General features: G+C 35.9%; 24 protein-coding genes and 1 riboswitch. Of the genes, 5 read left to right on the forward strand and 19 right to left on the reverse strand.

Translation table 11 applies throughout. From position 1 onward, the window contains the following. Positions 1 to 62: 62 nt before the first annotated feature. Entirely contained in the window at positions 63 to 662 is a 600-nt protein-coding gene (locus NIZ91_13975) for a TetR family transcriptional regulator C-terminal domain-containing protein (protein ID USY53857.1), read from the forward strand. On the opposite strand, the gene NIZ91_13980 is transcribed toward NIZ91_13975, so the two are convergent. Continuing rightward, the gene (locus tag NIZ91_13980; protein ID USY53858.1) at positions 659 to 1264 is read right to left on the reverse strand and encodes a poly-gamma-glutamate hydrolase family protein; all 606 of its coding nucleotides are present in this window, start codon (positions 1262 to 1264) and stop codon (positions 659 to 661) included. The genes NIZ91_13975 and NIZ91_13980 overlap by 4 nt on opposite strands. A 199-nt stretch (positions 1265 to 1463) precedes the next feature. On the opposite strand from NIZ91_13980, the gene NIZ91_13985 reads away from it, so the two are divergent. Then, entirely contained in the window at positions 1464 to 2093 is a 630-nt protein-coding gene (locus NIZ91_13985) for a VTT domain-containing protein (GenBank protein ID USY53859.1), read from the forward strand. Between the two features lie 109 nt (positions 2094 to 2202). Continuing rightward, on the forward strand, positions 2203 to 3648 hold the full coding sequence (locus NIZ91_13990; GenBank protein ID USY53860.1) for an MFS transporter: 1446 nt from the start codon (positions 2203 to 2205) through the stop codon (positions 3646 to 3648). Positions 3649 to 3807: 159 nt separating this feature from the next. Here the strand turns inward: NIZ91_13990 and NIZ91_13995 are convergent, their stop codons facing one another. The 6 genes from NIZ91_13995 to NIZ91_14020 all read right to left on the reverse strand — a co-directional run bounded on the left by NIZ91_13995 (position 3808) and on the right by NIZ91_14020 (position 7604). Next, a complete protein-coding gene (locus NIZ91_13995; protein ID USY53861.1) occupies positions 3808 to 4308 on the reverse strand; it encodes a GNAT family N-acetyltransferase in 501 nt (166 codons plus the stop codon). Further along, positions 4283 to 4672: a hypothetical protein gene (locus NIZ91_14000; GenBank protein USY53862.1), complete on the reverse strand. Its 390-nt coding sequence runs from the start codon at positions 4670 to 4672 to the stop codon at positions 4283 to 4285. The genes NIZ91_13995 and NIZ91_14000 overlap by 26 nt, the downstream gene beginning before the upstream one ends. Next, on the reverse strand, positions 4669 to 4974 hold the full coding sequence (locus NIZ91_14005) for an antibiotic biosynthesis monooxygenase (GenBank protein USY53863.1): 306 nt from the start codon (positions 4972 to 4974) through the stop codon (positions 4669 to 4671). The genes NIZ91_14000 and NIZ91_14005 overlap by 4 nt, the downstream gene beginning before the upstream one ends. A 134-nt stretch (positions 4975 to 5108) precedes the next feature. Next, a complete protein-coding gene (locus NIZ91_14010) occupies positions 5109 to 5528 on the reverse strand; it encodes an organic hydroperoxide resistance protein (GenBank protein ID USY53864.1) in 420 nt (139 codons plus the stop codon). A 99-nt stretch (positions 5529 to 5627) separates the two neighbouring features. Continuing rightward, a complete protein-coding gene (locus NIZ91_14015; GenBank protein USY53865.1) occupies positions 5628 to 5930 on the reverse strand; it encodes a DUF2325 domain-containing protein in 303 nt (100 codons plus the stop codon). Positions 5931 to 6128: 198 nt separating this feature from the next. After that, positions 6129 to 7604, reverse strand: a complete 1476-nt coding sequence (locus NIZ91_14020) for a sucrose-6-phosphate hydrolase (protein USY53866.1) — start codon at positions 7602 to 7604, stop codon at positions 6129 to 6131. A 334-nt stretch (positions 7605 to 7938) separates the two neighbouring features. Between NIZ91_14020 and NIZ91_14025 the strand changes: the two genes are divergently transcribed. Next, positions 7939 to 8403: a YtxH domain-containing protein gene (locus NIZ91_14025; protein USY53867.1), complete on the forward strand. Its 465-nt coding sequence runs from the start codon at positions 7939 to 7941 to the stop codon at positions 8401 to 8403. A 40-nt stretch (positions 8404 to 8443) separates the two neighbouring features. On the opposite strand, the gene NIZ91_14030 is transcribed toward NIZ91_14025, so the two are convergent. From NIZ91_14030 to NIZ91_14070, 9 genes are all read right to left on the reverse strand, one after another. Further along, complete coding sequence (locus tag NIZ91_14030) at positions 8444 to 8593, reverse strand: hypothetical protein (protein USY53868.1); 150 nt, start codon at positions 8591 to 8593, stop codon at positions 8444 to 8446. Positions 8594 to 8710: 117 nt separating this feature from the next. Then, entirely contained in the window at positions 8711 to 9205 is a 495-nt protein-coding gene (locus NIZ91_14035) for a PCYCGC domain-containing protein (GenBank protein ID USY57174.1), read from the reverse strand. Positions 9206 to 9730: 525 nt separating this feature from the next. Next, the gene (locus NIZ91_14040; GenBank protein USY53869.1) at positions 9731 to 10123 is read right to left on the reverse strand and encodes a DoxX family protein; all 393 of its coding nucleotides are present in this window, start codon (positions 10121 to 10123) and stop codon (positions 9731 to 9733) included. A 137-nt stretch (positions 10124 to 10260) separates the two neighbouring features. Then, positions 10261 to 11688 carry a glycosyltransferase family 2 protein gene (locus tag NIZ91_14045; GenBank protein ID USY53870.1) on the reverse strand — a complete coding sequence of 476 codons (1428 nt, stop codon included), beginning with the start codon at positions 11686 to 11688 and terminating at the stop codon, positions 10261 to 10263. Between the two features lie 15 nt (positions 11689 to 11703). Beyond that, positions 11704 to 12930, reverse strand: coding sequence for a nucleotide sugar dehydrogenase (locus NIZ91_14050; GenBank protein ID USY53871.1), 1227 nt, complete (start codon positions 12928 to 12930; stop codon positions 11704 to 11706). Further along, positions 12920 to 14509 (reverse strand): glycosyltransferase family 2 protein, encoded by a 1590-nt coding sequence (locus NIZ91_14055; protein ID USY53872.1) that lies wholly within the window; start codon positions 14507 to 14509, stop codon positions 12920 to 12922. Before NIZ91_14055 ends, NIZ91_14050 begins: the two co-directional genes overlap by 11 nt. After that, positions 14451 to 14651 carry a hypothetical protein gene (locus NIZ91_14060; GenBank protein ID USY53873.1) on the reverse strand — a complete coding sequence of 67 codons (201 nt, stop codon included), beginning with the start codon at positions 14649 to 14651 and terminating at the stop codon, positions 14451 to 14453. Before NIZ91_14060 ends, NIZ91_14055 begins: the two co-directional genes overlap by 59 nt. 17 nt (positions 14652 to 14668) lie before the next feature. Beyond that, positions 14669 to 15016 carry a DUF2642 domain-containing protein gene (locus NIZ91_14065; protein USY53874.1) on the reverse strand — a complete coding sequence of 116 codons (348 nt, stop codon included), beginning with the start codon at positions 15014 to 15016 and terminating at the stop codon, positions 14669 to 14671. Positions 15017 to 15237: 221 nt separating this feature from the next. Next, positions 15238 to 15906: an NlpC/P60 family protein gene (locus tag NIZ91_14070; protein ID USY53875.1), complete on the reverse strand. Its 669-nt coding sequence runs from the start codon at positions 15904 to 15906 to the stop codon at positions 15238 to 15240. Positions 15907 to 16155: 249 nt separating this feature from the next. Here NIZ91_14070 and NIZ91_14075 point away from each other — a divergent pair, with 249 nt between their 5' ends. Next, the gene (locus NIZ91_14075) at positions 16156 to 17445 is read left to right on the forward strand and encodes a globin-coupled sensor protein (GenBank protein ID USY53876.1); all 1290 of its coding nucleotides are present in this window, start codon (positions 16156 to 16158) and stop codon (positions 17443 to 17445) included. A 39-nt stretch (positions 17446 to 17484) separates the two neighbouring features. Here the strand turns inward: NIZ91_14075 and NIZ91_14080 are convergent, their stop codons facing one another. The 3 genes from NIZ91_14080 to NIZ91_14090 all read right to left on the reverse strand — a co-directional run bounded on the left by NIZ91_14080 (position 17485) and on the right by NIZ91_14090 (position 21567). Continuing rightward, positions 17485 to 18606 carry a S8 family peptidase gene (locus tag NIZ91_14080; GenBank protein ID USY53877.1) on the reverse strand — a complete coding sequence of 374 codons (1122 nt, stop codon included), beginning with the start codon at positions 18604 to 18606 and terminating at the stop codon, positions 17485 to 17487. A 972-nt stretch (positions 18607 to 19578) separates the two neighbouring features. Beyond that, on the reverse strand, positions 19579 to 20904 hold the full coding sequence (locus NIZ91_14085) for a TrkH family potassium uptake protein (protein USY53878.1): 1326 nt from the start codon (positions 20902 to 20904) through the stop codon (positions 19579 to 19581). Between the two features lie 3 nt (positions 20905 to 20907). Continuing rightward, complete coding sequence (locus NIZ91_14090) at positions 20908 to 21567, reverse strand: TrkA family potassium uptake protein (GenBank protein USY53879.1); 660 nt, start codon at positions 21565 to 21567, stop codon at positions 20908 to 20910. A 131-nt stretch (positions 21568 to 21698) separates the two neighbouring features. After that, positions 21699 to 21838, reverse strand: a riboswitch (cyclic di-AMP (ydaO/yuaA leader). Between the last annotated feature and the right edge of the window lie 54 nt (positions 21839 to 21892).

Here is a 21892-nt window from a genome sequence, read left to right on the forward strand (position 1 = left end):
TTTTAGTAATACAACTGTATTATAAAATTGCAACCTGCCTTTTTTATTGCTACAATAAAGTCATGCCAAAATTAGTTGATCACCAAAAACGAAAAGAACAAATTGCCAAAGCAACATGGCGAGTTATTTTAAAGCAAGGTATGGAAGGCACTACTGTTCGAAACATTGCAAAGGAAGCAAAATTATCACTAGGTTCCTTACGTCATTATTTCTCTTCTCAAGATGACCTGTTAACTTATGCCATGGAACTGGTTAAGGAACAAGCTGAACGGCGAATTATTTCAATTGCTTCACAGGACCTTCCCCCTCAAGAAAAAGTGTTAAAGATGCTGTTAGAGATTGTTCCAACTAATGATGAAAAAATGGCTGAAATGGAGGTTTGGCTTACTTTTACAGCACATCAGAAATATAAAAATCAAGGGCCAATTGACGATGGAATCTTCTCAGGTATAAAAAAAATGATGCTTTACTTAAAAAATGAAAATATATTAAAAGAACAGATAAACACGGACCTAGAATCAGAAAAGCTTTATGCCTTAATCGATGGGCTAGCACTGCATGCGATGTTCGATCGTAAGCGCGTAAACAGCGAAAGAGTGGAGGCTGTTATTCGTGATTACTTGCATGGCATTTGCTCAAAACAAGAAAACGATACACCTTAAGGTGTATCGTTTCCTAAAAATGCCGATTGAATCGCCGCTACGTAGCGATAAAAAGAACTTGTATACTGATTTTTTGTTAGAAAGAAGTTTGCTCTTTCTTCATAGCTAATTTCAAGCTGTACGCCTTTTTTTTGCCTTCCTTTATTTACAACATTGTGCCTATGTGTACCTGATAATAAATGATCTTGATTAACGATTTCAGCACTAAATCCTGCTTTTTTTAACGCGTTATATACTTGCTGCTTTCTCTCTTCATCTAACCCACCGATTAGCGTATGCTTCTTCTTTTTCTCCTTGTATCCATGAATACTAAGAACATATTGAGCTTTTTTCAACATAAATAATACAGTGGGCTCATCAAAACGAGAAGATGAGATATGCAGCTTGCGATTTTGAGCACTTTTCATTCCTTCAAATAGATAATAGCTGTTTTGTTTCTCTGCAATAGCAATAGCCACTTCTGATGTTCCTTGTTCAATCCTTCCACCATGAATAGCTAGCACTAGCAGTTCAGACGAAGTCGCTTGTGTTCTAATTCGATAATCTCTTTCAGCTTTCTCAAATCGTGATAGCTCAGCAAAATGTTTATATGTATCCTTCATATTTATCTCCTAATTGTTTTCTTACCTGTTATCCTATCACACCTTTTCTTTACCTTGTTCTTTTGCCTTTAATGTTTCTTATATAGTAAATTAATGTTCATTTTCAAAGAGCTGAGATATAATAAAAGCCTATTTACTATTTGTTAACTTAACTGATGAAAAAAGGTGATTTCACATTAAAACGTGGATAAAAGCAAGCTTGCTCTTTCTATTTGCTATTGTATTAATCGTTTTTATTATTAACACTGATCTGTTTTACTCAATTCGCACTGGCGATATGGATAACATCACAGCATTTTTGCAAGAAAATTTGCTGACAACACTATTGTTTACACTAATTGCTATGTTTGTTCAAAATGCATTTACATTGATTCCCCTTGTACTAATCATTGCAGTTAATATTAATTTACTAGGGTTAGGACTTGGATTGGTATGGAGCTGGTTTACAAGTATACTAGCAGCTGCCTGTGTGTTTTTACTTGTTCGCTATGTTTTTCAAGATGCACTATTAAAAAAAGTAAAGCCTTCTTTACTTGAAAAGATTGAAAGAAACGGAACGAGTTACGTTTTTCAAGTGCGAGTCTTTCCCTTTATTCCAACCAGCCTTATTAACTTTGTATCAGCTATTAGTTCCATTCACTTTCGCCAGTTTTTATGGGGAACAGCATCCGGAAACCTTATTTACTTCGCCATCTTGTCTTTTTTATCTGCAGGATTATTATCGGACATGATTAATGAATATGTCATTGCAGCTATTGTCCTTTTTACTGTTGTATTTTACTATGTAGGAAAATTCATTTACAAACGTAAGCAATCTCTTGCAAAATAACCAAGCACACCAAGTGCTTGGTTATTTTTTAATAGCTTTATTGTTTAATAACATTAAATAAGGTATACTGTAAAAGTTTGGAGTTATTTAAGAAAGGAAGGCTGCTTCTATGAAAAAACAAATTATGATTGCACTCATGCTTGTTACGTCACTAGCAGCGATGGAAGGTACTATCGTTAGTACTGCTACACCTAGGATTACAAGTGATCTATCAGGCATTGAATTAGTAAGTTGGGTCTATGCAATTTATATGTTAGCAACAGCTGTGTCGACGCCCATTTATGGAAAGCTTGCTGACTTGTTGGGACGCAAACGCGTGTTACTCGTTGGCATCGTTATCTTTTTAATTGGATCAATGCTATGTGGAATGGCAATGAACATGACGCAACTCATTGTCTTTCGTGCTATTCAAGGCTTAGGAGCTGGAGCTGTTATGCCCATTACAATGACTATCATTGGCGACTTAAATAAAGAAGCTCAGGCTCGCGTAAAAGCACAAGGTTGGATTAGCGCTGTGTGGGGTGTTTCAGGGGTCATTGGCCCTTTATTAGGTGGATTTTTGGTGGATACGCTATCGTGGCGCTACATCTTCTTTTTAAACGTTCCGTTTGGCCTTTTATCCTTGTTTATGATTGTGAAATATTACAAAGAACAAATTCTGAAAGAAAAAAGACATATTGATTATCCAGGGGCTGTTACTTTTTCATTAGGGGTTATCGCTTTGCTTTATGCGCTTTTAACAGGAAGCCAGACGCAGCAGTGGACCGACAATTTACTTATCGGTTTGTTTAGCAGCTCGTTTGTGCTTTTTATTCTTTTCATTTGGATTCAGAAACAATCTCCTGAACCACTTGTACCCCTAAACCTGTTTTCGAACTCCACCATTACAACTGTTAACTTTTTAACACTATTCATGGGTGGTATTTTAATCAGCATAACAGTATACCTTCCTTTATTTACGCAAGGTATACTTGGAAAAAGCGCTACAGCTGCTGGCTTTATGCTAATGCCAATGCCCGTTTGCTGGACGATTGGATCTATTTTTTCTGGTCAGCTCGTTTCAAAGTTAAAACCTACATATGTTATTACGCTTGGAACGATTTTTTTATTAATTGCAGCATCCTCTTTATTTTCATTAACACAGGAAGCATCTGATTGGTTCATTTATGCTTCAATTGGAATTCTTGGACTTGGTATGGGGATTATTACGCCTGTACTCATGCTGATTATTCAAGGTTCTGTACCACAACACAAACGTGGAACAGCTATTTCTTTAAATACCTTTACAAATACGTTTAGTCAGACTCTAGGAGCTGCCGTTTTTGGTACTTTGTTTAACCTTCAAGTGAATGCAAACGGCGGTGATAGCTCAATGATTAATTCATCTTTTGAACACCAAAAGATAGCTCCAAGTTCGTTAGCGTCCATTCAGGAGCATCTCTTTTCGGGTATCCATACGGTATTTACTTGCATCATGATTCTTGCATTTCTTTCCGTTATAATCGGGTTTGTCTTAATCAAAAAAGTTGGACAAAAAGAGCTGTCCCAGTCTTAATTTGCAAAACTTTTACAGTTATACTACTATTATTTCTATCCAGATAAAACAAGCCGCATTATACATTAATGCGGCTTGTTTTATCTTTGACTATATAAATTAGCAATTCGCTACTTAGCATTCTAAAGCTTATTTTCGTTTATAAAAAAGGAAGCAGCTTTATCTTAACGATAAAGCCATATGCTCTTCATCCCAATACTGTCCTTTATGCTTTAGTGCATTTCGTTCAACTGCATAGGTCACAAATCCAAGCGATTCATAAAGTGCGATTGCTTCTTTGTTCGTCGAAACAACGGTGAGCTGCAGCTGTTCAAGCCCTAATTCTTTTGCTTTATCTAACGCAACTTGCACAAGCCCTTTAGCAAGGCCATTTCCTCGTACACCTTTTTCTACATACATTGCCAACAGGTTACCTTTATGGCGAATCTTCAAAGGTTGCTCTGCTTGAAGGGTAATCATTCCGACAAGCCGCTCATCTTGAAAAGAACCGAATGTGTAAAAATGCTCTTTTGCTAGCTTCTCTCCCATTTCTTTTTCTAATTGAGGAGTGCTAACTTCTTCAGCATAAGTTTTTAGAAAGGCCGTCGGACTTTCCAAAAGCGATTCAAGCCTTAGTTTAACATAGTGACCTGCATCATTTCTCGTCAGTAATCGAATCATTTTTCTCCGCTCCTTGTAACACTTCATTCGCCGCTTGTAAATAAGAGAGATACGATTTAGCTGGTTCATCAACATCTCCAGCTAGGTCTAAAAGAGCTTCTTCAATTAGGATAAAATTATCAATAATATGCTTCGTTTTCATGCCTCTACTCGTTAACAAACTATTCAACCATAGAGCATAATCACTAAACACTGTTTCATTTTGAAGCAAGTATGACGTATGTAAATATTTCATATGATAATGATTGTCTTCTATGCATTTTTGCTTCCCTCGTTCGCCAAATTTTTGTAAAAGTGACGGCTCTTGCTCATAAATTTTTTCCGTTACCTTTTCCACAATTTCATTTATAGGAAGGCTTTTCATGTAGCCACAACCTTATACTGACGTATACTCGGAATGGTAGCAGCTAATTCTTGATCTGGATATTTTTTTTCAAGCTCATGAATTTCTTTAAACTCTTTGCTTCGCACCCATGTTAAATAAAAATCTTTCGTTTCAAATGTAAGCTGCACCGTCAGCTCTCCCAGACGCTTATCATTTTGTAACAGTTGAAAGTCTACAAAGCCAGGTGCTTGGTCAACTTTCCTTGAGCGCTTTTTATAAATATTAATCACTTCTTCTGCTTTTTCATCAGGTACATCAAATGTTGAAAACACGGTATACATTATTTCCCCTCCAATTTATTTAACTCTTATTCTTCAGTCTACTATACAAGTTTTCTAATGTATACGTATCGATTTCCCTACACCGCAATGCAAAAAGAGCTCTGATGAGAATATTGTCATCAGAGCTTACTTAATTAAACCACGTCAATTTTCACATCAACGTTACCACTAATTGCTTTTGAATATGGACAATAAGAATGTGCCATTTCTACATACTTCTTGGCATTGTCTAAATCTAATCCTTCAACATGGACCGTTAAGTCAACTTCTAATTTAACTCCTTGATCTTTAGCATCTGTTCCAAGACGTACCGTAGCGGTTACCTTACTGCTTTCAATTTCAACGCTGTGTCTTTTCAACATAAACTCTAAAGCACTGTTAAAACATGTGCTGTAGCCAGCAGCAAACAATTGCTCTGGATTTGTTTCAGTTGTTGCATTACCTCCTAGTGATGAAGGTGCAGCAACTTCTAAGTTGAAAATATTATCTGGAGAATGCACTTCACCACTTCTTCCTCCGGTATTAATAACTGTTGTTTCATACAATGTTTTCATTGATTCATTTCTCCTTTTTGATTTTTGTTAATTTAATTGTACACAATTAAATTAACAAAAACAAGTTTAAAATAAAAAAAGAGCTAAGAATTTAAATTCTTAGCTTTGAGAAACAGCGTATAAAGGCATTTTCTTCACTTCCTCTTGAATAGCCCACCAAGACCGCTTAGCATAATAAACAGGTATTTTTCTTTCTTGTGCTTGTCGTTTTATTGCCAAAGATAAGTTATGGTTAATGTAATTGGTTAAAATTAAAATAGCATCTATCTTTTTTGGAATAGAAATTTTAGTCATGTTTGCCTTTCTTCCGTTACAATGGAAAACATGATCAAATCCGCTTTTTTTTAACTTTTCAATTAACCCTTCAATATTATCTCCTCCAACGACTAACAGTGATTTCATATGTATCATCTCCTTTTTTATAAAAAAAGGCTCTTACATCAGCACGTTTGTGCTACTAATGTAAGAACCTCTGGTTATCCAGTCTGGTACCTTCTTTACAGTATGTATTCAAACATTAAACTAATTATTCCAATGTGTCAAGTTGGTTTTATTCCAAACTAAAAGGCCAAGAACAATTCCTGACCTTTCTTTTTAGCTCTAAATTCCTCTTGATAAACCATAGTAGGCAATTTGATAATTTGCTTCGCCTTTTGCAAATACCGTAACTGCAGACTTTGAGTCTTTTTGTGGAAATACGCGTGAAGTAAATACTGTTTTTCCTCCGTTAATATACACTTCTAAAATGCTTTTATCAACGAAAATGCGAACATCTATAGAAGAAGTTGGCAACCATTTTTCCGTTCTTATAACCCCGTAATCCGTAGCGTATTGATGCTTAAAACGAGAACGATCTACTCGCACTTCCTCTTTTTCACGATCAAAAACAAGCATTAGCGTCTCTTCTTTGCTGTTAAAAAGCTGTAAGCCTACTTGAGAAGCATTAATATTGGTGAAGCTCATATCTATTTCATAGGCATTGTTCGTAGCTTCATCAATAATAACTTCTTCATCTGTTAAACGACCGCGAAAATGAACCGCATCGTCCCTTAGTTTTGTTAACTCCGAGACAGGCTTTTGAACTAATTCTGTTCCTTCCAACGAAAGCTCACGAGGAAGGGATAAAGCATGAGCCCAACCATATTGATCAGATGGATATTCTACGTCTGGATTTCCAATCCAGGAAAACATTAAACGCCTTCCTGTTTCATCTTCAAACGTTTGAGGAGCATAAAAGTCAAAACCTTTGTCGATTTCACGATAGTATTCCATATCAAACGTTAGCTCATCTAGGTTAAATGTGCCTACGGCATAAATAACATTATAGATATTATGGAAATTATGACCTTCTGCTTGAATCCCTTGAGGTGAAAAGACAAAAACGTCTTTGCCATCTAATTTAAAGTAATCAGGACACTCCCACATATAGCCAAAATTAGGTAGTTTTGTTTTCACTTCACCTTTAAATTGCCAATCAAGCGCATCAGTTGATTCGTATACAATTAACGTTCCCGTTTCGTTTTCACGCTGCGCTCCTAAAAGCATGTAGTACATGTCGTTTTCTTTCCATACCTTTGGATCGCGAACATGACCAGTGTAACCATTTGGAACGCCTTCCACTGCAGGATTCTGACTATACTTTTCTACTATCCCGTCTTCATGCAAGATAGCAATGCATTGATTTGCTGTACGAGATCCATCTTCATACTTTACATTTCCCGTATAGTAAAGCAACCCTTTTCCCTCTTTTACAATAGCACCTCCAGAGTACGCTCCATGTGACTCATACTTTTCGGTTGGAGTAATAGCTACAGGAAGTCTTTCCCAATTCACTAAATCTTTTGACTTTACATGAGCCCAATGCTTCATGCCGTGAATTGCTCCATAAGGATACCACTGGTAAAAGACATGATATTCTCCATTAAGTTGAATTAAACCATTTGGGTCATTCATTAAGCCATACTCAGGATAGATATGATAAATAGGTTGCCAGCTATCCTGCTTCGCTTTGTTTTTTAATTCTTCAAGTTCGCCGGGTCCGGCTTCTAGAACCGTTCGATATTTTGATGTAGACATATGTATAAATCCCTCCAACACATTCAACAAACATTTTATTTCACACTCTATCATATAAAACTTTCTTTTAAAAATCCAACAGATCCAAAACGAATCTTGTCGTTTTATTGTGTCGTATTTTAAAGACAAGTTTTTTTACAATTTTCATGTCAAAAAAGAAGGGTTCTTGGAAGGATAGTTGAATATTATATAACAATCAAAATTCATCAACCTGTACGAGCATCCGACGGCAAGCGGCAGATTTTTTCAACTAACGCAATATGTTTTACAGGAAGTATTCAACAAAATGGTAGGTCCTTCATATGATTACATATTATAAGAGGAGGTATATGTCATGAAAGAAGAAAACGTAAAACAAGTTGTAAACAGAGGTAGTAAAGAGCTTTTAGTAGGTACTATTGTAGGGAGCGTTGTGGGGGTTGCAACTGCGCTGTTAGTAGCTCCGAAATCTGGAAAAGAGCTCCGCGCTAGCATTCAAGATCAAGCTAATCAAGCATTAGCAAAAACTGGGCAAGTAAAAGAAAGCGTCTATGCAAAAGGACAAGACTTAAAACAACGTACTGCACGCATCTCACAAGTTGTATCAGAACAGTCTGTTCAAGTTGTAAACAAAGTAAAATCACTTCGTCCATCGACTGAAGAACTTGAAGCCGCTGCGACTACTGAACGTACAGATATCGAGGAAGAAACGCATGAAGAAGTCCCTACATTAGAAGCAGATAGTCAAGTAAAACAAGAGCTTGAGAACATCGAAACTGAAGTGCATGAATTAGAACAATCGGTTGAAGAAGTGAAATAAAAAAAACGCTGTGTGGATTCTCACTTTCCATACAGCGTTTTTACGTTGTAAGCATACTAAACATCACCCATAATACAAAAAACACAAGCAATAATGAACTGATTAAGATGACTCTACCTAACAAATTGTAAGTTTTCCATTCATCAGACAACTTTTGATTTTTAGATTCCTTTACTAACATAGACTTCATTTCCTCTCCTTCCTAAATTGAGTTTTCTAATTATTCTAATTATAACACATTTTATTTTTAGGTGAAAATAAAATGCCTGGAAGGAATTTTATACTTATCATTCCATTCCAGGCATTACTATATCTCAGGAGTTGGAGTAGGTTTTCCATATCCTTTTTTATATTTCTCATCAATATCTTTTCGAATTTGCTTTATACTTTTACCTTGGCTGTATTCAATTACTGACTGCGCAGCAATGTCTAGACATATCCCACACCTTGTTGCGTGATCATCCCATACAACAGCTCCACTTGTCTTGTTTTCATAAATAAAACAATCGTAACTGCTTGTGTGACCTGCTGTATCACCACATCCGCAGTAACAAGGAATCTTTTCAAGAAGCTCCTTGTGTTTACCAACTGAGCGATATACAACTTTCATATTTTCGTCTTTATCATTTAAAAACGTTGGTAAAATTTCATTACTCTTTGTTTCTTCGCGAATGTCCGCTATCGTTTCAGTTTCATGATGTGAATGAGATGCATGGTCACTAATGCTCTTCTCTTTTCCACATCCCGTAAGTACCATACTTGTACTAACAACCCCTAAAATTATCCATCTCCCATACTTCATCATTTTCCCCCTGTCATACCTTGTACAATTCTCATGGAAACTTATTTATTACTAGTATACATCATATGAACCGCTCGTTTCCTCCTACTATATGTATTCATTTATTTTAAAATCAGAAGAGATAAGCAATAAAAAAAGCATGTAGAAATTATATCTACATGCTTTCGCTTATAGTTGAATGGTTAGTTTTGTTTCCAAGATTGTACTAAGTCTACAACAGCAGATACAACTTCAATTCCTTGAAAAGCAAATATACCTGCAGCAGCCATTGAGAAAAACCCTACTACAACATCTTTGAGAATGATTGGCATATGAACATCTCCTTTTCTACTTTGAAATATACGCTATTCATCCCGCTTAAGCTCCTGCTTTTCTCTATACCCTTTTTTTAAAAAGGTTATTCCTACATTCTACTCTTTTTTTAAGAATTTTCAATACCATTTAACGATAAAAATATTACCATTTCAAAACGAAAACGATTAACTTTTTCTTATAGTAAAAAGCACAGCGTTAAACTGTGCTTCTTTACGAATAGCTTTCTTCTTTCTTCAAAAGATGATCTAAAGATAATGTTCCACTTCCTGCAAAGACAAGATGTAAAGACATAGCTAGCAGTGCAATATCTAACTCATATCCACCTAAGAATGGAGCTCCTAGCTTCGCTGTAAAAATAGCTCCTAGCATAACGAAAACAAACAGCGCTGCAACAATTCGTGTACCTAGTCCGACGATAACAGCAACTCCACCAATTAATTCAATAACTGCTACTACATATGCTATAAAACCAGGAATACCAAGGCTGTCAAAAAAACCTACAGTTCCCTCAATTCCACCTTGGAACTTACTTAGACCATGAATAAAAAATGTTAAACCTAATACAATCCGTATAAAAAATGTACCAATTGCATAACCCTTCATGCTATTCCCTCCTTTTATGTATTCTCTATCACTATTGTAGTAGCAATATATATAATTACAAGTTATTTTTATATTATAATTATGTAACAAAAAATAAACCCCTTACATTTTGTTAGTAAGTAGGTTTATTCTCACTATCAACTTAAATAAAAAGCTCTCATATATTCCTTAATAATAAGCTCCGCTGTTGGGCTAATGAAATTGGTTGGAAGCTGATCATGAAATCGAAAACGATTCTGTTTATTTACGTTAACATCATGAACAGAAGCTATGCTTAATTGGTTTTGAAAGCATTTTAACATCGCCATAGGAGGACTAGCGAGAACATCAGTACCAATCTTATTTACCGTTTGTTTACTAAGTGCATGGGGAACTGCGGTTAAGGAGCTCATCCATAAATCTCCTCTATCGTTTATTTCATTCAATAGAAATTTCCAAGCCTGCACACTATGAGATAAGCTCTTTTCATCTTCACTTTTATTTAAAGCTACATCTAGGCCGTCTGCTATCGCTCTTGCAAATGGATATAAATCATAGGCTTTAATACTAAAGTCTCCATCTACAAATAAAAGGATATCTCCCTTTGAAACCTCAGCACCTATCGCTCTACCCACATCATGTCCTAACGCATTCTTATAAACAATTGTGTGTGCTCCCATACTTTTAGCAATTCGCTCTGATTCATCCGTAGAGCCGTTAACTATAACTATAACCTCAAGAGGTTCAAGCTTTCGAACCTCTTTGATCACTTCTTGTAGCGTTTTGGCTTCATTCTTTACTGGTATGACAACTGATAGCTGTTTTCCTTTATAAAAAGAGGAAAGTTTGCCCCACCCTTTGCTCATTTTTTCATATGGCTGATAATCGTTTTTTCCGTTGATCCCTTTTGAAACATTATTCGTTTTAGCTATATATTCGTCCAAAAGCATCTTATATCTTTCTTTATATTCAGCTCGTTTGTTTTCATAAGCACCAGGAACAAACTTTCCTTCTCCAAAAGTAGTAATGGAAAGGTGATGACTTATTCGAAACGAATTAGTGTGCAATTCAATAAATAAAGCAAGAGGGTCTGTGTAAACTCCAGAAGATAATTGACTATATACTTCCTTCGAAAATGCATAGGGAGGAGAAAGGTACGCATTGGCATAATGAGGTTTATCATACATATCGTGCAGAACTCTGCTCCACATGACTTCAAATCTTCCAAAATCATGCTGAAATGCTTTATCCCATTTGTTTAAAACCACATCACAGTGACTAAATAAAAGTGGTTGAACAAATTGTTTTATTTGTTTCTCTGAGATGATGTAGTCGCTATCCAAATATAAAAAGACATCTCCCTTACACATGCGAGTCATTTTCATTCGCAATTCATGTGCTGTTTCTTCACCATTCTCTATTTTTACAACACAGCTTTCTTCTTTTGCAATTAAAACCGATGCATCGGTTGACTGATTGGCTACGATAAGAACTTCATAAGGGTTTAAGCAGTGAGTACTGCGAATCACTTGTCTAATTGTTGCTTCATCATTTTGAACAATTAAAATGACCGAAAGCTTCTTCACATTACACCCTCCTTTTTAACGCCTTAATACTCCTCTTGTGTCTACTATTTTCAAAGCAGTTTTCACAAGTGACCAATCAATGTTTTGATGGTCCGTTAAGATTAAGACTACATCCGCTTGTTGTACGGCTTGTTTAGTAAGCTCTACAGACTGAATATTGCTACCATTTAGCGTAAAAGAGTCGATATATGGATCATGATATGATAGCTTATATCCTCTTGCAATTAGCTCGTTGCATATCGGCAATGCTGGTGACTCCCGTACGTCGTTTACATCTCGTTTATACGCAATGCCAATGACTAAAATATTTTTTTCATTTTTATCAAGTTGCTTTTCAACAAGTCTCACCACATGCTCAGTCATTTGTTCATTAATTTCATGAGCTGCTTGAATGAGCTCACTCTTTAAACCAACCTGTTTTAGCTTCCATACAAAGTAAAGCGGGTCTACGGGAATACAGTGCCCACCAATACCAGGCCCCGGATAATACGGAGTAAATCCAAATGGTTTCGTTGCTGCTGCTTCAAGTACTTCATAAAAATCAATGTTCAGCTGTTCACATAATACATTCGTTTCGTTCACAAGAGAAATATTAACTAATCGCTGAATATTCTCAAACAGTTTACACATTTCAGCCACGTTTGGTGACGAAACAGGAACCACTTTTTGAAAGACGCTACCATAAAATTCACTAACTTTTTGTAAGCATTTTTCCGTATATCCACTAATCACTTTAGGAATTTGTTCAATGTGATAATGCGCATTTGCCGGGTCTACTCTTTCAGGAGAATAAGCGAGATAAAAGTCGGTTCCTACTTGTAAGTTTGATTTTAAAAGAATTGGTAATACAACTTCTTCTAACGTACCTGGATAAGTTGAGCTCTCATAGATTGCCGTTTGCCCTGCAATCATTTCTTTTTGCAAAAATTCCGAAGCGCTAATCATTGCCGTTAAATCCGGCTCATGCTGATCATTAATTGGTGTTGGAACTGTCACAATTACATATTCACACTGTTTAAACTCTTCAATTCCGCTTTGTAAAAATTGAGCTTTAAAATTTTTTTCTCTTTTAATTTCCTCATTTGATACATCTGGAATATAGCTTTTTCCTTGCTGAAGTAGGTTAACTTTGCTACGGTCAACATCAAGACCTATAACATTAAATCCTTTTTTAGCAAATAATAAAGCTAAAGGTAATCCCACATACCCAAGTCCTAATACCGCTACTTTTTTAGTTTTCATCGCGCATCACCTCAGACAAAATGTCATGTCTTCTTGTATCTTTTAAAAAGAGACCTCTTTCCGTTGTTTCATTCAGTAGATAAGCAATTGCTTCAATATGATCTCCTAAGATTCTTTCCGTTGATTGAGGCAATCCTATTGTCTTTAAATGCTCTTTTCGAATGCGGTTGGTACGCGCTACGTCTACAAAGTGAATTGGTTTGACTGAAAAGCCTGCTAACAAACTTTTCAAATGAAATAAAGGAGGAATGATGAGCGAGTCATATCCGACTTTCTCCATTACTTCTCTTTTTATTGCATGGGGAATTGCTGTTGTTGTGTTAATAGTTAAATCTGGTCGCTTGCTGATAGCGTTTAAAAAATACTTTGCTGCACTAACAGAATGTAAAGGGTGCACTTGGTCTAATAAGCACTCTAAATTATTGAGCGCAACGTCAACCCCGTTTTCAGCTGCACGGATGAAAGGTTGAAGGTTTTCGGCAGAAATAACGATGTCTCCGTCAATAAACAAACAAATATCACCTGAACTGTACATTGCGCCAATTGCTCTTGGAACATTATGTCCAAGCCTATTTGGGTAAACAAGTACCGTTGCACCTGCTTCGCGTGCTCTTGAAATCGTTATTTCATCAGATCCGTTTGCTACTACAATAATCTCTTCAATTCCTGCTTTTTGTACTTCCTGAATGACAAGGTGAATTGTTTCCCTTTCTTCTCCTACCGGAATGATTGCACTTGTTTTACATCTCTCTCTTTTAAGAAGCGTAGGTGTATATTCTGATACAATCTGACGGTTACGATTTCCATCCGTAAGTCCTCCCCTTACTCCTTTTTGATAAATTAAGTGAGAAAAAGCCTTTAGATGATCAGCTAAAATTGACTCCGTAGAAAAGGGAAATGGAGAGTTAGGAACTAGGGTTTTATGGGTATTACGAATTCGGTTGGTATAAATCACATCTGTGGAACAAGGGTATACAACAGACATTCCTTTTAAGATAGCAATTGTCTGCATTAAAGGGGGATGAGCTAAATTTTCAAAGCCAATTTTTTCAGCTGATGAGCGCTTTATAGCATGTGGAATTGCAGTAACGGCTTGAACCGTTAAATCTGGTCTTTTTAAGCTTAAATTAAGCATATATTTTGAGACAGCCACTACGTGAGGACGAATTTTCCGCTTCATTGTCCATTCTAAGTCATTCAGCGCAAGGTCATGGCCATCTTTAATAGCTTGCACATACTGGTTTAGCTCTTCAAAAGGTACAACAATATCTCCATCTAGAAATAAAAGGATATCTCCCTTTGCTTTTTTTGCGCCAATTGCTCGACCAATGTTAATCCCAAGTTTCTCTTGGTACGTTAGTACTTTACATCCTTCTTGCTTTGCAATTAAAACTGTATTATCAGTAGCTCCATTTACAACAACAATAATTTCAAAAGGTGCTATTTTTTTTATTTCCTGGACGACACTTTGCAATGACTCCTCTTCATTACATGCTGGAATGATAACCGATACTTTCACTTTATTCATCTCCGCTAATAATACGAACATATGTGATAGATGTAAAAGGTATTGTAACATCAGTAGGCTCTCCATATGAGCTTGATGTACGAACAACAATTGAAGCTTCAAATACTGCAATTAATGTACCGCTAATAATATCGACTGGGGTGATAATTTGCACAAATGAACCAATGCTTGCTCTTAATGCTTCTTGAAACATGTTTTTCCCTCCTCTCTTTAAGCTTTTTGAATTGTAATAATACTAGTAAATGGTAATAAAACACTGGAAGTAGCACTTTCGGTTAACCTTAAATAGTCATCGCCTACTTCAGTAACCGTACCTTGCAAAGGTCCCGCAACTGTTGAAATGACAACCTCTTCATTTAAATATTGAAGTGCAATTTCCTTAAAAGGTGAAACATCTGCTTCTCTTATCAGCTGAATAAAGTAGTCTCGAAACCGCTGAGAATAAACAACCTCTTCTACTGCTTTTTTTGTACTGTTTTCGATAAAAGTACCAAATCTTTTTGAAAATAACAGTCTCTTAATTTTCTTTTTGAGACGATAATAGCTATAACACCACATATTTTTTCCTCCTTGTTAGTTATGAAATCATTTGAATTTTACTAGAACACTCAAACGATTACTTTACCAATATATACAAGCTGTAAGGAGGAAGTGATAGAACTTTTTTCACATTTTTCAATAAATATGCGCTTGTCTTGGATTCTAAGAAAGAAAGGATGAACAATGGTTTAACTTTTAAAAAACAAAAAAACAGTAGAAGTCTCTACTGTTTTCTCAACCTATTTTACTCTTTTAGCACCTAAATAACGTTCACTCCAATAGCTCGAGTTTTTATCACTGATTGTTACACCTTTTGAAGTAGATGTATGAATAAACTGATCATTACCTAAATAAATCCCTGCATGAGAAGGTCCTTCCTTATACGTTTCAAAATAAACAATATCTCCTACGGAAGGTTCCTTCACACTTTCACCTGCTGCATATATGTCTGCCACTGTGCGCGGGATTTCTACACCTACACTTTCCTTATATACATATTGTAAAAAACCACTGCAATCGAAGCCAGAAGGTGTTGTACCTGCCCATTTATAAGGTGTTCCAATAAGAGATTTGGCTTTACTAATAACCGCAGACTCATCCAAGCTAGACGTTCCTTCTTCAACTCCCGTTGTTTCTAGTTCTTGATGTGTCTTTGGTCCAACAATTCCATCAGCGTTTAAATTATGGTCTTGTTGAAAAGCTTGAACTGCTACTTTTGTTTCGTAATTAAAGTATGTAGAAACCTCACCCTTTAAATATCCTTCCTGCTTTAAAATATCTTTTACTTCATATACGCTTTCATTTTTCATCCCTTGCTTTAATAGCTCGTCGCTTGAAGCAGCTTGTCCAATGACTGGTGTAGACAATACGGCTCCTCCCATTAACATAGACGCAACCAATTTTTTCATTATACACACTCCTTCACCTATTTTCCCCACTACTATCGATCAAAGTGGTCACTGTATCACCTTATCATGTACGCATCACAGTCAGATAAATGGAACATAACAATTCCATGACAGCACATCACATTTTCATGACATTTTTAAAAATAACGCTCAAGCTTTTCAACAAGTAAACCGAAATACATAGTAAGGGTCCATGACCGTTATATACCCATATATGTGCTTACAACTTTAAGGATAATAGGTGATTTTATGAATTGGTTTAGGAGAAATACACGTACCGAAAAAGTAGTTGCTCTTGAAGAAATGAACGCAAGCATGCAAGTGTCTAATTTAGCAATTCAACAACAAATCAAAATGATTGGTCTAAACTTAGACGACCTTAATAGAATCGTTAGGCTACAGCCTGCAGTTGAAGAAAATCTTAATTCAATTGTAAATGAATTTTACCGAGCTATTGGAGAACAGCAACACTTAGTTACCATTATTGAAAAACACAGCAGTATTGATCGCTTAAAAAACACGCTACAAAAACATATATTAGAAATGTTTAACGGCAAAGTGGATGATGAATTTGTCCAAAAGCGCAAAATGATTTCACACATGCACGTAAAAATTGGTCTTGAACCGAATTTTTATTTATGCGCTTTTCAGAACTTACAAATTGCATTAATTGCTTTATGCCATGAGGAGATAGAAGAGAAAGAAACATGCATTCAAACCATCAAAAGTATTACAACGCTCATAAACCTGGAACAGCAAATTGTGTTAACTGCTTATGAAGAAGCTTTTGAAGAACAACGACAACTTTTATATCAAGAGAAAAAGCTCATTCAAGATGAAATTAGCCATACCTCTTCCTTATTAGCCAGCTTGTCTGAGGAAACAGCACAGTTTGTTTGCCAAATAAGCGGTCAAACAGCGGATGTTGTATCATTTGCAAATAAAAGTTCAGAGTTAGCTGAGATGGTTTCCAAAGATGCAATTGAAAGTCAAACTAAGCTCGAACAAGAGCAAGCAATGCTTAATGACATTCAGAAAAATACGTCTCTTATTCAGCAACGCATGAAAACATTAGAAGATACATCAAAGCAAATTACACAAATCGTGGCAATTGTAACCTCGATTGCTGAACAAACGAACTTACTTGCTTTAAACGCTTCAATTGAATCAGCTCGTGCAGGGGAACATGGAAAAGGGTTTGCTGTGGTTGCTCAGGAAGTTCGTAAATTAGCGGAGGAAACCAAAAAATCGATTGCAAATATTTCAACTTTCATTAAAGATATTCAAAAGCAAATCAAAAGCGTAGCTGAGATTGGAGATGAAGTTGCAGGGTTAACAAAAGATACAACGGTAAATATGAATAACATCACAACGTTTTTCACAAATGTTTTGAGTGTCACAACAGAAAATAAACAACAAAGCGTTCTAACAAAAAAAGAACTAGACAAAATATCCTCTATTATTGCAGAATTAACAAATCGTATTGATAAGATTGCTGCATCATCCGATGAGCTTTATACACTATCTGAAAAAGTATAAACAAAGCAGAGCCAAGGCTCTGCTTTGTCTTTATCTAAATTAAAAAGTGCCAGCTTGTGATAATCCGTATCCAAAGTGCGTGTCACGACCAGCTGGTCCTAAATCAATTGATTTATTGATTAACAACTGACGTAACTGTGCATTTGAATAAGATGGATATTTTTGTTTATATAGCGCTAGGATACCAGCAACATAAGGACTAGCCATTGACGTACCGCTTAACGTTGAATATTGACCGTTTAAGTATGTGCTTAGAATAGCTGCACCGGGAGCTGCTATTTCAACAGTAGAGCCAGTTGATGAGAATGAAGCACGGCGATCATAACGATCTGTAGCTCCTACAGCAATAACTGAATTATATTTCGCTGGGTAATTTACTGTATCCCCTGTTCCAGCAGAATTTCCAGAGTTTCCTGCAGCAGCCACTACAACTGCTCCACTTTGATAAGCACGATCAACTGCTGTTTTTAATGCTGTAGAGCCTACAGACGTTCCTAAACTTAAGTTAATAATATCCATATCATTTGCTACAGACCAGTCGATTCCAGCAATGATACTAGAAAGGCTGCCAGAACCGCTGCTCTCAAGTACTTTTACACCATAAATATCTGCATTATATGCAACACCAATTGTACCTGTACCATTGTTTTCAGCACCGATAATTCCTGCTACGTGCGTACCATGTCCATTATCATCATTATAAGAAGATGTATAGGACACAAATGAAGCCCCTCCAGCTACTTTTAAGTCAGGATGATTTGTTGCAACTCCAGAATCAACTACAGCAATCTTAACACCTTGACCACTTAAACCAGTAGCCCAGCTTGTAGGAGCTTTCACTTTGGAAATTCCCCAATCTTGCGTGTCTGCTGCTACTGAAACACGAATATCTTCTTCTACATAAGCTACGTTTGGATCTTTTTCAAGTTTTTTAACTTCGCTTGGAGTCATTTCTGCAACAGCAATCGGTAATTCTTTCATTTTCTTTTTCATTTTACCGTTTGCTTTTGTGATACTTTTTTCATTAACACTACTTTTAAATCCAACGATTACTTGTTCTTTTTCTTCCGTTGCTGCATACGCTCCTCCAGTAGATGGTATTAATACCCCTGCCGTAATTGCTAACGATGTTACAACTTTTAACCAACTATACTTTTTCATCCCATTGCCCCTTTCGTATTTTCTACTGCTAGTTTTAGTAGTTTCGTAGCAGCAGAGACAATCCATTAACTTTACCAGTGAAAGTTGGATTTATTAACTTTAATTATCTATTTTTACAACTTTTTGGCTATAGGTTAATAGACTGTATAGAAAAGCTGACATGAACGAATCTAAGGGCATTCAAAAAGTATTTTTTTCCCAATTAAAGAGTATACTTTACTAGAAAGTATAAAAGAACAGTTACAAAATATTCATATTATTATATCAGTATCATAAAATAATATTATAATAATATTCTAAACATTCTTTACTTTAAAAAACACTAATAAAGACCTATTCTTTTTTAGTTCTTTATAATAATTATTATATATATTGATTTCTTTCAATCTAACAAGTAAAAAAGACCATACAAAGAGTATGGTCACATACCGATCGAACCAGACAGTTGGGGGAATTGTCATGCATCGGGCCTTTATTAGAGGGCGTTATGATGTGAAAGGAAATCATAATGACTTCCTATTTTACTATATTCAATATACGTTTTTTTGCCATGGACAAACGTGGATTCTGATACTTTTTTATAAAATAGAAATGCTACACCCTACTTTATAAATGACCTTTTTTCAGTATTAAGACTTTATATCGTGAACTATTTCCTCCACTAACCGTTGGACTACAGTCTTTACCTTCTTGAAGAAGGAGTGTGCTTTTGGAAGTGCGTTAAAATATTTCAAAAAAAAATGAATCTAAATGACTTACTTATACGTTATATAAAGGAAGTCACTTTAACGTGATAATAATTGAAAAGGAGGGATTGAGTGAATGCGCAATCAATCAAAATTGCCAGGAATCTTAATGCTTACATTTTTTTTGATGATCGCCACAATTTTAGGGGCTACTATTATGTTTTAATACAAAAAAGAAGACCGCATTCTTTGTTTTCATAGATAAACAAAGAATGCGGTCTCTTTATCACCCAATCAATACATCTTCATTTGGATAACGAATTTTTTCCCGTTTTGGTTTAGCTAAAGAAAACGCTAAGGTTAACGGACCTATTTTACCTAAAAACATGATAAAAATAATAATAACACGTCCAACGTATGATAACTCTGGCGTTGCTCCCATAGATAACCCAACTGTACCAAACGCTGACACCACTTCAAACATTAGCTTTAAAAAAGGAATATTAGGCTCAGAGATATTTAATGCAAATATAGCCAGGAACACAAACATAATGGAAATCGTCGAAATAGCTAACGCTTTTAATACATACAGCTCACTTAATCGACGCTTTAGTAGTACAATATCTTCACGCCCTCGAATAAAGGAAATGACTGCGAAAGTTATCACAATAAATGTCGTTAACTTTATTCCTCCACCAGTAGACGCACTTCCCGCCCCAATAAACATTAAAATGATCATTAAAAAGGCTGTTGAATCCGTCAAGTTAGCTATGTCAATAGAATTAAATCCAGCAGTTCTGGTAGTAACAGCCTGAAAATAGGAGGCCCAAATTTTATCACCAAGAGCTAAGCTTCCCAATGTTTTGGCATTACCGTATTCTAAGAAAAAAATAAACAGCATAGCAACGATATTAATGACGAATGTTCCAATGATCATTAACTTTGAATGGAGGCTTAACTTTTTATAAGATTTTTTCACCCACACGTCAGCAAGTACTGTAAACCCTATACCTCCAATAATAAACAAGAATGAAATTGTAATATTAATAAGTGGATCGCCAACGTATTGCATTAAACTATCCGATAAAAGACCAAATCCAGCGTTATTAAATGCTGATATTGAATGGAACAAGCTAAAAAACAGTCCTTTTCCCCATCCGAATTCTGGTACCCACCGAATTGCTAAAAAGATCAGTGCAATTAATTCAATGAGAAAAGAGAAAATAAAAAGGCGCTTTACTAGCAAAATGACGCCGCCAATATTGGTTTGATTTAAAGCTTGCTGGACTACCATTCGTTCTTTATAACCAATTTTTTTTCCAAGCATAATAAAGATTAGCACAGCAAACGACATAATCCCTAATCCACCCACTTGTATTAGAAGCATAATAATTACCTGCCCAAATACCGTAAAGCGCGTTCCTGTATCTACAACCGCTAACCCTGTTACCGTCATGGCTGAAGTAGATGTAAACAAAGCATCTACCCAGGAGATTGGTTCTGTTGTAGAAAACGGAAGCATTAAAAGTAGTGCACCAATAATAATTCCACCCCCAAAGATTGATGTTAACAATTGGGGGGGCGTTAGCTTAATACTTCTGGCTAAACTCATTGATTATACGCCTTCTTCCTCAAAGCGATTAATATCTCGATTGTGTCCAATAACAATGAGCATGTCACCTTCATGAATAATCTCATGAGCTGTTGGAGAAATTACCATTTCACCGTTTTCACGTTGAAACCCAATAATATTACACCCATACTTTGAACGGATGTTTAGATCAAATAGTGTTTTATTATGAATCTTTTTTGAAGCCATTATTTCCACAATACTATAGTCCTTTGAAAGTTCAATGTAATCAATAATCTTTTCAGAAACTACGTGGTGCGCAATTCGCTTAGCCATATCTCGCTCAGGATGAATAACCTTATCGGCTCCAATTTTTTCAAGTACTTTTTGATGGTATGAATTTACTGCTTTTACCCAAACCTGCTTCACACCCATATCTTTCAATAACATTGTTACCAATACACTCGCTTCAATATCGTCTCCAAATGATACAATTGCATGATCAACATTTCGAATTCCAAGACTTTTGAGACTTGCTTCATCTATACCATTCGCCTGCACCGCATAGGTGGCTGTATTTGTGTACTTATTTACGACTTCTTGATTGCGGTCAATAGCTAGAACATCCACATCTAGATTGACGAATTCTTCTACAAGGCTGCCGCCAAAACGCCCTAATCCTAATACCGCAAATTGCTTCTTCATTTCAAACTATCCTTTCTTGTTCCGGTTTCTCTCTTTTTTATTGTGCTCTTTTTTTAGTATCTTACTTATTTGAACGAATAATTTACGCACAAAAAAACACAGGAAGGATCCTGTGTTTTTCTACACATTACATCTCCCCCTCAAAACGCTTACGAAGTTAGCTGTCGGATTCGGGTCATGAGAGTAACCCTACCTCTAAAGGATTCACCCCGAGCACAAAACGTGCAAAATTGGTTCCTCCGCTCCTATTAGGATTCAGCGATTGTATTATGTTGATTTCTTACTTTAAATGGAAAAATAAGTTATTACTTAAGATTTCACCTTA

This window comes from Bacillus sp. 1780r2a1 (assembly GCA_024134725.1).
Classification (GTDB): Bacteria; Bacillota; Bacilli; order Bacillales; family Bacillaceae_H; genus Priestia; species Priestia aryabhattai_A.